The sequence below is a fragment of the Paraburkholderia sp. BL23I1N1 genome (assembly GCF_003610295.1).
GTDB lineage: Bacteria > Pseudomonadota > Gammaproteobacteria > Burkholderiales > Burkholderiaceae > Paraburkholderia.
This window is the reverse complement of record NZ_RAPV01000001.1, coordinates 3749205-3763589: the sequence shown is the minus strand read 5'-3', so window position 1 is coordinate 3763589 and position 14385 is coordinate 3749205. Positions and strand designations below refer to the sequence as shown.

10 protein-coding genes and 2 pseudogenes are annotated in these 14385 nt (G+C 63.6%); 4 read left to right on the top strand and 8 right to left on the bottom strand.

All coding sequences use genetic code 11. The features are described 5' to 3' along the window. The first annotated feature begins 212 nt into the window (after positions 1–212). Both ispH and hpnH read left to right on the top strand, forming a co-directional pair. Complete coding sequence (gene ispH, locus B0G76_RS17465; protein ID WP_120293706.1) at positions 213–1157, top strand: 4-hydroxy-3-methylbut-2-enyl diphosphate reductase; 945 nt, start codon at positions 213–215, stop codon at positions 1155–1157. 10 nt (positions 1158–1167) lie between these two features. Further along, positions 1168–2328, top strand: a complete 1161-nt coding sequence (gene hpnH, locus B0G76_RS17460) for an adenosyl-hopene transferase HpnH (RefSeq protein ID WP_120293705.1) — start codon at positions 1168–1170, stop codon at positions 2326–2328. A gap of 68 nt (positions 2329–2396) precedes the next feature. On the opposite strand, the gene B0G76_RS17455 is transcribed toward hpnH, so the two are convergent. After that, positions 2397–3002, bottom strand: a complete 606-nt coding sequence (locus B0G76_RS17455; protein ID WP_120293704.1) for a phospholipid-binding protein MlaC — start codon at positions 3000–3002, stop codon at positions 2397–2399. Positions 3003–3215: 213 nt separating this feature from the next. Here B0G76_RS17455 and B0G76_RS17450 point away from each other — a divergent pair. Both B0G76_RS17450 and B0G76_RS17445 read left to right on the top strand, forming a co-directional pair. Next, positions 3216–5832, top strand: a pseudogene (locus B0G76_RS17450) (MMPL family transporter). Positions 5833–5834: 2 nt separating this feature from the next. Further along, positions 5835–6809, top strand: coding sequence for a VacJ family lipoprotein (locus tag B0G76_RS17445; protein ID WP_120293703.1), 975 nt, complete (start codon positions 5835–5837; stop codon positions 6807–6809). 413 nt (positions 6810–7222) lie between these two features. Here B0G76_RS17445 and B0G76_RS17440 read toward each other — a convergent pair whose 3' ends face one another. The 7 genes and pseudogenes from B0G76_RS17440 to B0G76_RS17410 all read right to left on the bottom strand — a co-directional run bounded on the left by B0G76_RS17440 (position 7223) and on the right by B0G76_RS17410 (position 14329). Continuing rightward, positions 7223–7954 carry a phosphorylase gene (locus B0G76_RS17440; RefSeq protein ID WP_120293702.1) on the bottom strand — a complete coding sequence of 244 codons (732 nt, stop codon included), beginning with the start codon at positions 7952–7954 and terminating at the stop codon, positions 7223–7225. 3 nt (positions 7955–7957) lie between these two features. Then, positions 7958–10030 (bottom strand): squalene--hopene cyclase, encoded by a 2073-nt coding sequence (gene shc / locus B0G76_RS17435; protein ID WP_120293701.1) that lies wholly within the window; start codon positions 10028–10030, stop codon positions 7958–7960. Then, positions 10027–11322, bottom strand: a complete 1296-nt coding sequence (gene hpnE, locus B0G76_RS17430) for a hydroxysqualene dehydroxylase HpnE (RefSeq protein ID WP_120293700.1) — start codon at positions 11320–11322, stop codon at positions 10027–10029. Before hpnE ends, shc begins: the two co-directional genes overlap by 4 nt. 4 nt (positions 11323–11326) lie before the next feature. Next, the gene (gene hpnD, locus B0G76_RS17425) at positions 11327–12175 is read right to left on the bottom strand and encodes a presqualene diphosphate synthase HpnD (RefSeq protein ID WP_120293699.1); all 849 of its coding nucleotides are present in this window, start codon (positions 12173–12175) and stop codon (positions 11327–11329) included. A gap of 235 nt (positions 12176–12410) precedes the next feature. Further along, positions 12411–13348, bottom strand: a pseudogene (locus B0G76_RS17420) (GGDEF domain-containing protein). Then, positions 13345–13968 carry a chemotaxis protein CheC gene (locus B0G76_RS17415; protein WP_120293698.1) on the bottom strand — a complete coding sequence of 208 codons (624 nt, stop codon included), beginning with the start codon at positions 13966–13968 and terminating at the stop codon, positions 13345–13347. Before B0G76_RS17415 ends, B0G76_RS17420 begins: the two are co-directional and overlap by 4 nt. Beyond that, positions 13961–14329 carry a response regulator gene (locus B0G76_RS17410; protein WP_120293697.1) on the bottom strand — a complete coding sequence of 123 codons (369 nt, stop codon included), beginning with the start codon at positions 14327–14329 and terminating at the stop codon, positions 13961–13963. Before B0G76_RS17410 ends, B0G76_RS17415 begins: the two co-directional genes overlap by 8 nt. Positions 14330–14385: the final 56 nt, after the last annotated feature.

Here is a 14385-nt window from a genome sequence, read left to right as displayed (position 1 = left end):
CCGCCGGGCGGCAAGCCCACGGCGCGGCGCTGTCCCAACACCTTGACGGGGCACCAGAGCAAAGCCGGGCTGATAGCGTTAGAATGCGCGTTTGGTTTTGCTGTACCGGCTTGTCGCCGGGGCTCAAGACGTCAACTAAATAGATGGTCGCGGCGATAAAGTCATATTTACCGACTTCTTCGAAATCCGCGTCAGTCGGAGTTCGCCAATTTATGCGAGTCATCCTTGCTCAGCCCCGCGGCTTTTGTGCGGGTGTTGTTCGTGCAATCGAGATTGTCGATCGCGCGTTACAGCAACACGGCGCGCCCGTGTATGTTCGCCACGAGATCGTTCACAATCGCCACGTGGTGGACAACTTGCGCCAGAAGGGCGCGCGCTTTGTTGAAGAACTCGACGAGGTGCCGCAGGGCGCCGTGGCGATTTTCAGCGCGCACGGTGTCGCGCAGACGGTCGAGCGTGACGCGGAGCAACGTGGCCTCGACGTGCTCGACGCGACCTGCCCGCTCGTGACCAAGGTTCACGTGCAAGGGCGCCAATATGTGGCGGCCGGCCGCACCCTGATCCTGATCGGCCACGCGGGCCATCCGGAAGTGGAAGGCACGATCGGTCAGATTCCGGGCAAGGTGCTGCTGGTGCAGAGCGAGGCCGAAGTCGCGCATCTGGACCTGCCGCTCGATACGCCGCTTGCGTACGTCACGCAAACCACGCTATCGGTCGACGACACCCGTGGCATCATCGACGCTTTGCTGCGCCGTTTCACCGACATCGTCGGTCCCGACACGCGCGACATCTGCTACGCCACGCAAAACCGCCAGGCGGCAGTGCGCGAGCTGAGCAAAGAAGTCGAGGTGCTGCTGGTAGTGGGCGCAACCAATAGTTCGAACTCGAACCGGCTGCGCGAGATTGGCAGCGAAAGCGGCGTGGCGAGTTATCTCGTCGCCGACGGTTCGGAAGTGAAGCCGGAGTGGTTTGCCAACGTGCAGACTGTCGGCATCACGGCCGGTGCTTCGGCGCCGGAAGAGATGGTGAAGAACGTAATCGATGCGCTGCGCGCATTGGGGCCCGTCGATGTCACGACGATGGCGGGCCGTGAAGAAAAAGTCGAATTCAAGTTGCCATCGAAACTGATGCAACCACTCGCTGCACGCGAAGTTTAAGGAGGACGTCTTGTCTATTCCGCTGCTACAGAAAGTCCGGGTCGGCGCTTACATCATGCGTCAGCATCTCTCTGGCAACAAACGCTACCCGCTCGCATTGATGCTGGAGCCGCTGTTCCGCTGCAATCTTGCCTGCAATGGCTGCGGCAAGATCGATTATCCGGATCCCATCCTGAATCAGCGCCTGTCGCTCGAAGAATGCCTTGGCGCAGTCGACGAATGCGGCGCACCGGTTGTCTCAATCGCAGGCGGCGAGCCGCTCCTGCACAAGGAAATGCCGCAGATCGTGAAGGGCATCATCGCGCGCAAGAAGTTCGTGTACCTGTGCACGAATGCGTTGCTGATGGAAAAGAAGATGGACGACTACGAGCCGAATCCGTACTTCGTCTGGTCGGTTCACCTGGACGGCGACCAGCAGGCGCACGATCACTCGGTGTCGCAGGAAGGCGTGTACGACAAGGCTGTCGCCGCCATCAAGGAAGCGAAGCGCCGTGGTTTCCGCGTGAACATCAACTGCACGCTGTTCAACGACGCCGTGCCGGAACGCGTGGCCGCGTTCTTCGATACGCTCGGGCCGATGGGTGTGGACGGCATCACCGTCTCGCCGGGTTACGCCTATGAGCGCGCGCCGGATCAGCAGCACTTCCTGAACCGCGACAAGACCAAGCAGCTGTTCCGCGAGATTTTCAAGCGCGGCAACAACGGCAAGAACTGGTCGTTCAGCCAGTCGGGCATGTTCCTCGACTTCCTGGCCGGCAATCAGACGTATGAGTGCACGCCCTGGGGCAACCCGGCGCGTACCGTGTTCGGCTGGCAGAAGCCGTGCTATCTGGTCGGCGAAGGTTACGTAAAGACCTTCAAGGAACTGATGGAAACCACGGAGTGGGAAAAGTACGGTACGGGCAACTATGAGAAGTGTGCGGACTGCATGGTGCACTGCGGCTTCGAAGCGACTGCCGTGATGGATACGGTGGCGCATCCGTTGAAGGCGTTGAAGGTTAGCCTGCGTGGCCCGAAAACTTCCGGTGCTTTCGTCAAGGATATTGCTTTGGATAAGCAACGTCCTGCCGAGTACGTGTTCTCGCGGCACGTCGAGATCAAGCTCGAAGAAATTGGTCGCGCGGGTACGGGCAAGAAGGTGCAAACGGCGGCTTCCGCTTCCGCGCACTAAGCTGTTTTTGAAGCATAAAAAAAGCGCGGTGGCCTGATTGCCACCGCGCTTTTTCTTTTTGCGTGAACTCAGCCCGCGCTTCGTGCGTTGTGCGCAGTCAGGAACTTGATCAGGCCATCAATGCCGCCTTTGGAAATCTGATCGGCAAACTGCGTCTGATAAACCTGAATCAGCCAGGCACCCATCATGTTGATGTCGTAAATCTTCCAGCCGTTGGCGCCCTTGGTCATCCGGTAATCGATGGCATCGTCGCCGCCATTGCTGATCACGTGCGACTGCACAACCAGGTCCTTGGAGCCGGCCGCGACATTGACGGGCAGAAACTTGAACTTCACGTCCTGATCCCGCAACTGCGAAAGCGATGCGGCGTAGGTGCGTACCAGCAGCAGCGTGAACTGGTCATATAACTGCTTCTGCTGCTCAGGGGTTGCCGTGCTCCATGCCTTTCCCACCGCGATCCGCGTGGTCCGCTGGAAATCGGTAGCCGGCACGAATCGCGTTTGAACCAGGTCGGTAATCTTCGCCATATCGCCGCCGCGTGCCTGCGGATCGGCCTTCATTGCGGCAACGGTGCCTTCGACAGCACTCTTCACCACCGCATCGGGCGCGCTTTGCGCATAGGCCGCAGTGGAGACCACGGCCGCAGCCAGAAAAGCAGAAAGATAACGTTTCATACGCTCGCCTAAACCCCAAGAAGTAAGCGCCGGCAGGCTCGCAAGCCCGCAGCGCAAGCAGGATAGACCAGTATACCGATATTGCGTTCCCGCCCCCCACCGCGCCGCCCGGGAGCCGGCCTTGCTACCGAAGTGGAGCCGAGTCGCTCCGGCTCTGTATACTTGTGCACTTTCGTCAAAAACACCGTCCGTGATAAGGCCACCTCCGCCTACATGCTGAAGTCATCTATTGTCCGTCTCGTCGCCTATTCGGTGCGTCATCCGTCACGGATCATCGCCCTGTCTCTCGTGCTCGCCGTATTGAGCAGCTTCTACGTCGCCTATAACTTCAAGATCAACACGGATATCAGCCGTCTTGTCGAGACCGACAAGCAATGGTCGTCGCTCGAAAATGCCATGGACGCGGCCTTCCCCGATCGCGGTCAAACCGTGCTGGTGGTGGTCGAAGCCCGCGCGCCGGAGTTTGCCGATGCCGCCGCCAATGCGCTGACGGCCGCGCTCAAAGCCGATCCGAAGGAATTCGTCGCGGTGTCGCAGCCCGCCGGCGGCCCGTTCTTCGAACACAATGGTCTGTTGTTCCCGTCAATCGACGAGGTTCTCTCGACCACTTCGCAACTCGTTCAGTCACGCCCGCTCGTCAACGCCCTCGCGCACGACCCGAGCCTCTCCGGCCTCGCCGGCACGCTCACCACGAGCCTGTTGCTGCCGCTGCAACTGGGTCAGGTGAAGCTGGCCGACATGAGTCATTTGCTCTCGCAAAGCGCGACCACGCTCGATCGCGTGCTGGCTGGACAGCCGGCGGCGTTCTCGTGGCGCGTGCTGGTCGATAAGAGCGCCGCCACGGAGCCGGCGCGCGCCTTCGTCATGGTGCAGCCGGTCGTGAACTACGACGCGCTGGAGCCGGGCGCGAGTGCGTCGAAAGCGATCCGCGGCACCGCTGCCTCGCTGCACCTCGATACGCGCTATGGCGCAACGGTCCGCCTGACCGGAGAACAGCCTCTCGCGGACGAGGGAATTCGCATCGGTCCAGGACGGCGCCGCCCTCAACGGCATTGGCACCTTCATCGTCGTGCTGATCATTCTGTGGCTGGCGCTGCGTTCGGGCCGCATGATCGTCGCCGTGTTCATCACGCTGTTCGTCGGGCTCGCGATCACCGCGGCGCTCGGCCTGATGCTCGTCGGCGCGCTCAATATGATTTCGGTCGCCTTCATGGTGCTGTTCGTCGGACTCGGGGTCGATTTCGGCGTTCAGTTCGGCGTCAAGTATCGCGAGGAGCGCAATCGCGACAACCGTCTTTCCGCCGCCCTCATGCATACCGCGCACAGCATCGGCGTACCGCTGACGCTTGCTGCCGTGGCGGTCGCGCTGAGCTTCTTCTCGTTCCTGCCGACGGCTTACCGTGGCGTGTCGGAATTGGGCGAGATCGCCGGCGTCGGCATGTTCGTTGCGTACTTCACCAACATGACGCTGCTGCCGGCGCTGCTGAAGGTCTTCAACCCGCCGGTCGAGCCCGTTTCGCCCGGCTTCAAGCAACTCGCCCCCGTCGACGATTTCCTCGATCATCACCGCCGGCCCGTGCTGATCGGAACGCTCATCGTCGTGATCGGCGCGGCGCCGTTGCTCACGCATTTGCGTTTCGACTTCAACCCGCTGCATCTGAAGGATCCGCATACGGAATCGATGGCGACGCTGCTGTCGCTGAAGGATTCGCCGGAAGCGGCGGTCAACAACGTGAGTGTGCTGGCGCCCACGCTTGCCGACGCGGATCAGAAGGCCGCACGCCTGCGCGCATTGCCGGAAGTGGGCCGCGTGACCACGCTGGACACCTTCGTTCCGACCGAGCAACAGCAAAAGCTGATGTTGATTGCAAGCGCGGCACAGCAACTCCTGCCCGCGCTGCAGCAGCAACCCGCGCCTCAGGCTACTGACGCGGTGCGCGTCGCCGCGTTGAAGCGCGCGTCGAATCAACTCTCGCTCGCCGCCGACGACCACCCGGGCCCGGGCGCCGCGGAAGCCAAACATTTGTCCGCGACGCTGCAAAAGCTGGCCGCCGCCGACGCCGCCACGCGCGACCGCGCCGAAACGGCGATGTCCGAGCCGCTGCGCATCGCGCTGAAGCAACTGGCGGATCTGTTGCAGCCGACCGAGATTACGCGCGACAACCTGCCTAAGGAGATATCCAAGAGCTGGGTCTCGAAGGACGGCCGCGCGCTCGTCGACATCGCGCCGAAGGTAAAACCCGGCACCGATCCGAACGACGACGCCATGCTCGCCCGCTTCATCCACTCGGTGAAGAAAGCGGAACCGGGCGCGATCGGCGGGCCGATTTCGATCCTGAATTCCGCGGACACGATCATCAAGGCGTTCCTGCAGGCCGCCGGCTACGCGTTGCTGTCGATTGCAATCCTGCTGTGGATTGCGCTGCGGCGGCTCAGCGACATGTTGCGCACCCTGGTTCCGCTGCTGGTGTCGGCGCTGGTGACGTTGGAGTTGTGTGTGGTGTTCGACATGCCGCTGAACTTCGCGAACATCATTGCGTTGCCCCTGATGTTGGGCGTCGGGGTAGCATTCAAGATTTACTTCGTGATGGCGTGGCGCAACGGGCAGACCGGCCTTTTGCAGTCGAGCCTCACGCATGCCGTGTTGTTCAGCGCGGCGACCACGGCGACGGCGTTCGGCAGCCTCTGGCTGTCGCACCATCCGGGTACGTCGAGCATGGGACGCTTGCTGGCACTTTCGTTGTTTTGCACGCTGATCGGCGCGGTGGTGTTCCAACCGGTACTGATGGGCAAGCCGCGCCAACGTCGCGCGAAGCACAAAGGAATATAAGTATGAAGCTGCGAACCACCGTGCTGGCGCTGGCCGCTACCGGTCTGATCTCGGGCTGCGCGACTGGCCCCGACCGCAAACCGGGCGACCCGTTCGAGCCGGCGAACCGCGTGATTTTCAAAATCAATGACGGCGTGGATCGCTTCGTCGCCATTCCGGTCGCCAAGGGTTATCAAAAGGTGACACCGCAACCGTTGCGCACGGCGGTGAGCAACTTCTTCTCGAATCTGGGCGACCTGACCAACGCCGCCAACAACCTGTTGCAGCTGAAGATCACGGATGCGACCGAAGACCTCGTGCGCTTCGCGTTCAACTCGACCTTTGGACTTGGCGGCCTGCTCGACTGGGCGACGCTGGCTGGTCTGCCGAAGCACCACCAGGATTTCGGTTTGACGCTGGGCCACTGGGGCGTCCCGTCGGGCCCTTACCTTGTCTTGCCGCTCTTCGGCCCGAGCACGGTGCGTGACAGCATGGGGCTGGTGGTGGACGTGAAGTTCAACCCATTGAACTACATTGAGCCGGCGGTTCGCAATCCGCTGTACGTGCTGCAATTCGTGAGTGTGCGTTCCGACTTGCTGGGCGCATCCAGCTTGCTGGACCAAGCCGCGCTGGACAAGTATTCATTCGTTCGCGACGCTTATACCCAGCAGCGTAAAGCGCGTCTGCGCGGCGCGGGCGACAACGCCACGCCTCTCCCCAACTACGACGACCAGAGCGACTCCGGCGCGGCTGCGCCCGCCAAGGGTGCTTCGGGCGCGGCGGCAGGCTTGCCGAATTACGCGGACCCCGGCGACGCGGCGGACGCCCCGACCGCAGCCTCAGGAAGCGCCACAGGCGCTCCGGCGGGCGTCCCGGACTACACCGATCCAGGCGAGACGCCGAGCGCCCCCGCGGCGGCACCCGCTGCCGCGTCGGGCGTAGTGACAACCGCGCCGACGGATAAGAAACCGCAGGAAGCCGCACCGGCACCGCAATAAGGGATTGAAGTCACGTGCCCCGGCGCCCACAGCGTGCCGGGCGGCGTATGCAGGTGTGAATTCGCACTTCGAATGAAGCGCTGATGCAAAGCAGAAACGTTGGGAATGCAACGGCGAGCCGCGGCATCGAGTGAGGCTCGCGCGCAAAACCGAACAGATGGTTCTATGAGGTAGGCGTCGGCGCGCGCAGCGCCGCCGGAAGAATGACTGCTGTGTCACTGACGCCGAATGTGCGAGAACACAGATTCCAGATGCACCACTACCGTGGCTGCGCGGGTGCCCCGCTTATGAGCTAGCGGTGTGAAGCCGCTTTCTTTGCTTATCTTTCTTTGCGGCGGCAAAGAAAGTAAGTGCCGCCCCGCACAGGGGCAACGCTAATAAACCACTAAGAATTCAAGGAAAGGCCAAAACGCTCAAGCCCCCCCCAGCGGCAAAACCCCCGCCACCCCCATCGCATGCCGGGCCTGAACCAGCGAAGTCCGCGCGGCCCGCGCATCGACCGCAACCTGAATCAGCGCCCCGATCTGCGCCGGCTGCCGCAACAGCTCCCGCAAAATCGGCCCCAACGCCGTGGTCCCGTCGTCACGCAACCCCGCGGTAGCAGCAGAAGGCAACGTCCGCCACGCAGGATCAACAATCGCGCGGCACACGGCAAACGGCAAACCATGAGCGGCAGCCGTCGCCCCGGCAATATGCGACTCCATGTCCACAGCCAGGGCCCCGGTCGACCGATGCAACGCCCGCTTATCCTCAGAAGTGACTAAAGGCGCGGTCACAGCCGCCATCACCCCACGCCGCAGCCGCGCCACAAGCGGCCCAGTCGACAGCGCGGCAGCGAGCCTATCAGCCCACCCCCGATCCGTCTCAAGCCGCCCAAACGGCCCTTCAACAGCCTCCGCGACGATCAGCGCCCCGGGCTCGAGATCAGGCGCCAACCCACCCGCCGTCCCAAAACTAACAATCCCGGAACAGCCCCGCGCAACTGCCGCACTCAACGCCCGCTCCAGCAAATCGGCACGCGCCGCGTAGACCACTTCAACACCCTTACCACGCGCAATGCGCGCCTCAAACGCCATCCCCGTGACCACGATCACCGGCAAGGTGCTGCGGCCAACATCGACGCCCGGCATTGTCGAAAGCGCCATCCGTTACATCCCGACCGCGACGCGCGTGAGCCCGTTGCGTTTCAGATGACGGAAGCGAGCCAGCGCCCACAACGGGAAGAACTTGCGATAGCCGTGATAACGCAGATAAAACACGCGTGGGAAACCGGTCGCCGAGAAGCGCGTTTCGTCCCACAAACCATGCTCGCGCTGTTCGCGCTGCAAATACTCGACGCCGCGCGCCACCGCCTCGTGATTCACCTCGCCCGCCGCCATCAGGCCCATCAGCGCCCACGCGGTTTGCGAAGCTGTGCTCGGTGCGCGCTCGTAGCCGCGATAGTCGAGCTTGTAGCTCTCACCGCCCTCGCCCCAGCCGCCGTCTTCGTTCTGGATCGACAGGAGCCACTGCGCGCCACGCTTCATGCGCGGGTCGTCGTGCGGCAGACCCGCGGCGTTCAGCGAACACAGCGCAGTCCACGTGCCGTAGATGTAGTTCAGGCCCCAGCGGCCGTACCAGCTGCCATCCGACTCCTGTTCCTTCAGCATGTAGTCGAACGCGCGCTGCGCCGGTTCGCTGCCCTGCGGAAATTCGCCAAGTTGCGCGAGCATCGACAGACAACGGCCCGACACGTCCGCAGTCGGCGGATCGAGCAAGGCGCCGTGATCGGAGAACGGAATATTGTTCAGGTAGTACTGCGTGTTTTCCGGTTCGAACGCGCCCCAGCCGCCATCGCTGCTTTGCATGCCGACCACCCATTCGCGCGCCCTCGAAATGGCTTCGCGATCGACGTCCGATTGCGTGAGCGCCGCCGAGCGAACCATTGCCATTGCCACCACCGCCGTATCGTCGACGTCCGGATAATGCGCGTTGTTGTACTGGAACGCCCAGCCGCCAGGACGCACGTTCGGGCGGCGTGAAATCCAGTCGCCGCGCACGTCGAGAATCTGCAGCGGACGCAGCCACGCGAGCCCGCGTTCAGCCGCTTGCTCGGCATGCGCTTCGCCGGTCTCGAGCAGCGCGTGCGCCACGAGCGAGGTATCCCACACCGGCGACAGGCACGGCTGGCAATATGCTTCGTCATCCTTGATAACGAGCAGCTTTTCGATCGACTGACGGGCAATCGCGCGATTCGGGTGATCGGCCGGATAGCCGAGCACGTCGTACATCATCACCGAGTTGGCCATGGCCGGGAAAATCGCGCCGAGGCCGTCTTCGCCATTCAGCCGTTCGTCGACAAAGCGCACCGCCTCGCGCACCGAATGCTCGCGTGTCGCTTTCGGGAACAGGCCGTCGATCATGCGCAACATCACGTCCACGCCGCGGAAAAAGCGGAACCAGCCGAGATGCTGATGCGGCGCCCGGTCGCGCATGCCGGTATTGACCGGCGCGCCGCGGAACAGCTCATCGATACGCACACGGCGCGGATTGCGCGCCACCGGCCGCTTCGCGTTCAGCACCAGCAACGGCACGATCACCGTGCGCGCCCAGTACGACACCTTCGACAGATGGAACGGGAACCACTGCGGCAGCAGCATGATTTCGACAGGCATCATCGGCACGGCACGCCACGACACCACGCCGAACAGCGCAAGCAGAATCCGTGTGAACACGTTCACCGTTTCCGCGCCGCCGTTCGCCAGAATCGCTTCGCGCGCGCGGACCATATGCTCGGCATCCGGCGAGTCGCCGATCATCTTCAGTGCGAAATACGCCTTCACGCTCGCGCTGATGTCGAGCGCGCCGTCGGTGAAAAGCGGCCAGCCGCCGTCCGCGAGCTGGATGCGACGCAGATAGCGGCCGATCTTCTGCTCCAGTTCCACGTTCGGCGTTTCGCCGAGATAGTGGACCAGCAGAACGTATTCGGCAGGAATCGTTGCGTCGGCTTCGAGTTCGTAGACCCAGTGGCCGTCCGGCTTCTGCGCGGCGAGGATCGCGTCGGTGGCGCGCGTGATCGCGGCGTCGAGCGGGGCCTCAGGCGAGGCGTCAAGCGCGGCTGTGGACGCTTGCGGCGCGGTCGCGGGCGCCGCGCCCGGTGCATCGTCCGGCGCAGTCGGCGCCGCATCGGCGAATTCGGGCAGGACGGCGTCCAGCGGCTGGGCTTGAGATAAGTCGTTCATCGGCGTTCCATCGGTTGATTCAGCAGCGTGTCCGCGGCCTTCTGGCCGGAGCGGATTGCGCCTTCAATCGTCGCGGGCAGGCCGGTGGCCGTCCAGTCGCCCGCGAGCATCAAGTTGTTCCAGCGAGTGCGCGTGCCGGGGCGCAGCGTTTCCTGGTCCGGCAAGGCGGCGAATGCTGCCCGCTTTTCCATCACGACCTGCCAGGCCGGCATCGGCTCGGCTGGCACGCTGGCGACCTGAGCCACTTCGGCCCAGATGGTTTTCGCGAGCGCTTCATGCGGCGTGTCGAGCAGGCGCTCGGCGGCGTTGACCGTGACCGAGACGCGGCCCTCGAAGGCAAACAGCCAGTCGGCCGTCGCATTGAGCAACCCCGTGATCGGCGCCATGCCGAACGGCGGCTCAACGGCGAAATGCACGTTGAGCGTTGCCGCGAAACGAGTCGGCGAGCGCAAGCCGGGCACGAGCGTCTGTGCAATGTCCGGCGGCACCGCGAGCACCACGGCCTGGTTGGCGTCGATCGCGATGCTTTCGTCCGCGAAATTCAATGCCGACACGCGGCTGGGGCCGGAGCCGGGGCCGGCGTCGGCGTCGGCGTCGGCAAACACGATGTCTTTCAGGCGCGACCCGAGACGGATGGCCGCGCCGCCATGCTGCAACAGGCGCAGCGCCGGGTCGACAAAGGCGCTGCCCAGACCGTTGCGCGCCACCAGCGGCCGGCACGACAGACCACCGGCAACCAGCGTCTCGCGCACCACTGCGGCCGTCAGCTCCGCCGACGCTTCACGCGGCTCGACATTGAGCATCGCGAGAAACAGCGGCCGCAGCAGGCGGTCCCACAGCGGGCCATTGCAGCGCATGGTCTGCGCGACACTGCGCCCAGGCTTGGCGAACAGCAACGGCACGAGCGCCAGATAGTCTCCCGGCCCGGTGTTCGGCACGCGTGCGTTCGGGTCGAAGACCCACCAGGGCAGACGGCCCGGCGACATGCGTACGGTCCAGCGCGCCCGCGTCGCCAGATCCATGAACGGATACTCGGGCTGGGCCGGACCGGACAGCTCGTCGGCGGCGCCGATCGCGCGCAAATAGTTGAGCGTGGCGAAATTGCCCGACAGCACCATGTGATTGCCACTGTCGATGGTGGCGCCCAGCTTCGGGTCGTAATACGAACGGCAACGGCCGCCCGCCTGGGGCGCCGCTTCATGCAGCACGACTTGCGCGCCGCGGCGCTGCAATTGCACCGCCGCGGCCAGGCCGGCGACGCCGGCGCCGATCACATGGATAAGCTTCGGCATCAGCTCAGAAGAGCGCGTAACGCGCGACGATCCATAGCAAGCGCAGTTTCGGCTTGCTGACCTTCGTGCGCGGAATATCGAAGCCGCGATCAAGCGTTCGGTCGAGCAGCACGCGATAGACGCCCGACATGATGCGCGGCGCACGCACGTGGTTGCGCGGCTCGCGGTTCATGATCGCGTCGGAGGCGGCGAAGTGTTCCTTGGCCCGCTCGGCAAGCGTCGCGCAGACGCGCGGCAGCGACGGATCGTCGGCGATCTGCGCCGGGTTCGTCACCGCGATACCTTCGCGCGCCAGCAATTCGTGCGGCAGATAGCAGCGGTTGATACCGGCGTCTTCGTCGATATCGCGCAGGATGTTGGTCAGCTGCAGCGCGCGGCCCAGATGGTGCGCGAGCAAACGGCCCGGCTCTTCCTGCATCCCGAATATCCTCACCGACAGACGGCCCGCCGCACTCGCGACGCGGTCGCAGTACAGGTCGAGCGTGGCTTCGTCGGGCGCGCAGATGTCGGCGGCGGCGTCCATCGCCATGCCGTCGATCATTGCGTGAAAATCTTCGCGTTGCAGATGAAACGTATGAATGTGCCGCGTCAGCGCGCGCAAGGAAGCGCGCGGTGAGCCGGCATAGCACGCGTCGATGTCGGCGCGCCAGCGCTCGAGTCCGGCGGCGCGTTCGGCGCGCGGCATGTCGCTGTCGGCGATATCGTCGACAGCACGGCAGAAGGCGTAGACCTGATACATCGCATCGCGCTGCGCGGCCGGCAGGATTCGCATTGCGAGATAAAACGAGCTGCCGGACGTGGCGGCAGCGGCGTCGATTTCTGTATCGTCCACGACAAGATTGGAAACAGCCAAGACGATCTCCGCTGGAGGCGCTGCTGAAAGGCGTTCAAGAAGTTTTAATGCTTACGGGCAGAACAGGCGGCCCGCGCGCGCGGACATGCGCGAAACACCCGGCAGGGATGCCGGAAACGGCGAAAAGTATAACAACCTTTGTGAGATGCCGCAGTTTCGAGGGCGAATAAGGGGCCGGAAAGAGGGCGAGGGAAGCGGAGCGATGTGCGCCGTCAGCCGGCCTTGCGGGCCTGGCTCAGGAGAACGCCACCGAGCGGTTGCGTCCTTGCCGCTTCGCGCTATACAGCGCCGCGTCGGCTTCGTTGATGAGCACGTCGTACGCCGGCACGCCCACGCGCGCCGCCGCGCCGCCGACGCTGGCCGTCACCGGCACGCTCGTGCCCTGCACTTCGACCGGCGTGTCGGCAATCGTGCAGCGGATCTTTTCCGCGACCCGCATGGCGTCTTCGAGCGGCGTACAGGGCAGCAGCAAGGCAAACTCTTCGCCACCGAAACGCCCGAAGGTATCCTGCGCTCGCACCACCTCGGCGACCCGTTGCGCCATCACGCGCAGCACCGTATCGCCAACGCCGTGGCCGAACTGGTCGTTGATTTTCTTGAAGTGGTCGAGATCGAACAGCAGCACGGACATCTCGCCGCCGTAGCGCTGCCAGCGCGTGTATTCATCGCGCAGGCGCGCTTCGAAGTAACGCCGGTTGGCAATGCCCGTCAAACCATCGCGGTCGGCGTATTCCTGCAGCTTGGCCACCGCTTCTTCACGTTCGCGCTGCACGATGCTGACATGCGTGACATCGGAGATGGTCACGCACACCGCCACCACTTCGCGATCGCGCATGAGCGGCATGAAGGTGCAATCCTGCTGCATGAAATCGACGCCGCCGGTAATCGCCGGTCGTGGTCGAACTTGAAGAGATACGGGCGCTGCTCCCACGAACTGAATGCAAAGCTGCCAAGCTGAAACACGCTTTCGATCTTGCGCGACAGCCACACGCGCGGCAATTCCGGAAAATGCGCAAAGAGCGATTTACCGACCACCTGTTGCGGCAACAACCCGCTGTGATCCTGCATGAACCGATTCCACATCAGCACGGTCATGTTGCGATCGAGCACGAAAATGCCGAAACCGACACGTTCGACAACCAGATCGCTCAACGAGTCAACGGGCACATTCATAGGCTGGACAACAGCTCGTCGAGCGCCTCGTTCATATGGCGAATCGACTCTTCGGCCATCAGCATCACAAGATGCGCGCGGAAGCTCTGGTCCTCGAGCGTGAAATTGACTTCGACCAGCAGCGCGACTTCCCATTGAAGCACGCCGGGCTGGAACACTTCGTCGAGCGTCATCGCTTCGCCGAGCAGGCCGGGCGCCGAGAAGACCGGCGTGCGGCCGAGCTGGTCGAGAATGCACGAGACACACGCGCCCGTCAGCACGTTCGCGACGTCGAACACGAGTTCTTTCTGGCTCACCGCCTCGTAGCTCGAACGCGAGTACGGGTCGCTCACGAGCGAGCACAACTGGTCGATGCTGTCGCTGCGGCAGATCACCAGCGCTTCGCCCTTGATGTCGGAACGAAAGCCCTGGCGCACCGCGCTCACTGTGTCCTCGATCCCGGTCATCTCGCGCAGCGCCTCTGCCGCCTCGCTCACCGCCACCACCTTCACGCGCGGCACCGACAATTCGATGAACGCATCGAGCAGGCTCGCAAGACGCGTCGCGGCCTGGCCCATCGCCAGATTGGCGACCTCCTGGAGCGCGTCGCGCTGGTCTTCGGTGAGGGCTGGCTCAGACATACAACCCGTACTCCTTGAGGATGGGCAGTACCGCCTCGGGCGTCACGGGCTTGGCGATGAATGCGACGGCGCCGAGCGTGCGCACGCGCGCCTGGGCCATCGGCTGAACATCGGCGGAGACGACAATGACGAAGGTGTTCAGGTCCTCGTGCTGCAAGGCTTCCAGCACCTGGTAGCCGGTCATGTCCGGCATCGTCAGGTCGAGGAACATCACCGACGCTTTGCCTTCGCGATACAGGCCGAGCGCTTCGCGCCCGTTCGTCGCGTAGGACACGTCGACATCCCAGTCCGGCGGCAATGCCTTGGTGAGCACCTTGCGGGCAAGCAACGAATCGTCGGCGATCACAATAGGCAAAGACATGGGCGGGTCGGTAAGCGGAATTAGCTCTTGCGCGTTAACGGCGGGTAGAGTCGGTT

Coding starts and splice junctions, on each gene's coding strand:
- B0G76_RS17445 (WP_120293703.1), top strand. CDS start 5,835: ATGAAGCTGCGAACCACCGTGCTGGCGCTGGCCGCTACCGGTCTGATC.
- B0G76_RS17455 (WP_120293704.1), bottom strand. CDS start 3,002: ATGAAACGTTATCTTTCTGCTTTTCTGGCTGCGGCCGTGGTCTCCACT.
- B0G76_RS17440 (WP_120293702.1), bottom strand. CDS start 7,954: ATGGCGCTTTCGACAATGCCGGGCGTCGATGTTGGCCGCAGCACCTTG.
- B0G76_RS17410 (WP_120293697.1), bottom strand. CDS start 14,329: ATGTCTTTGCCTATTGTGATCGCCGACGATTCGTTGCTTGCCCGCAAG.
- shc (WP_120293701.1), bottom strand. CDS start 10,030: ATGAACGACTTATCTCAAGCCCAGCCGCTGGACGCCGTCCTGCCCGAA.
- hpnE (WP_120293700.1), bottom strand. CDS start 11,322: ATGCCGAAGCTTATCCATGTGATCGGCGCCGGCGTCGCCGGCCTGGCC.
- ispH (WP_120293706.1), top strand. CDS start 213: ATGCGAGTCATCCTTGCTCAGCCCCGCGGCTTTTGTGCGGGTGTTGTT.
- B0G76_RS17415 (WP_120293698.1), bottom strand. CDS start 13,968: ATGTCTGAGCCAGCCCTCACCGAAGACCAGCGCGACGCGCTCCAGGAG.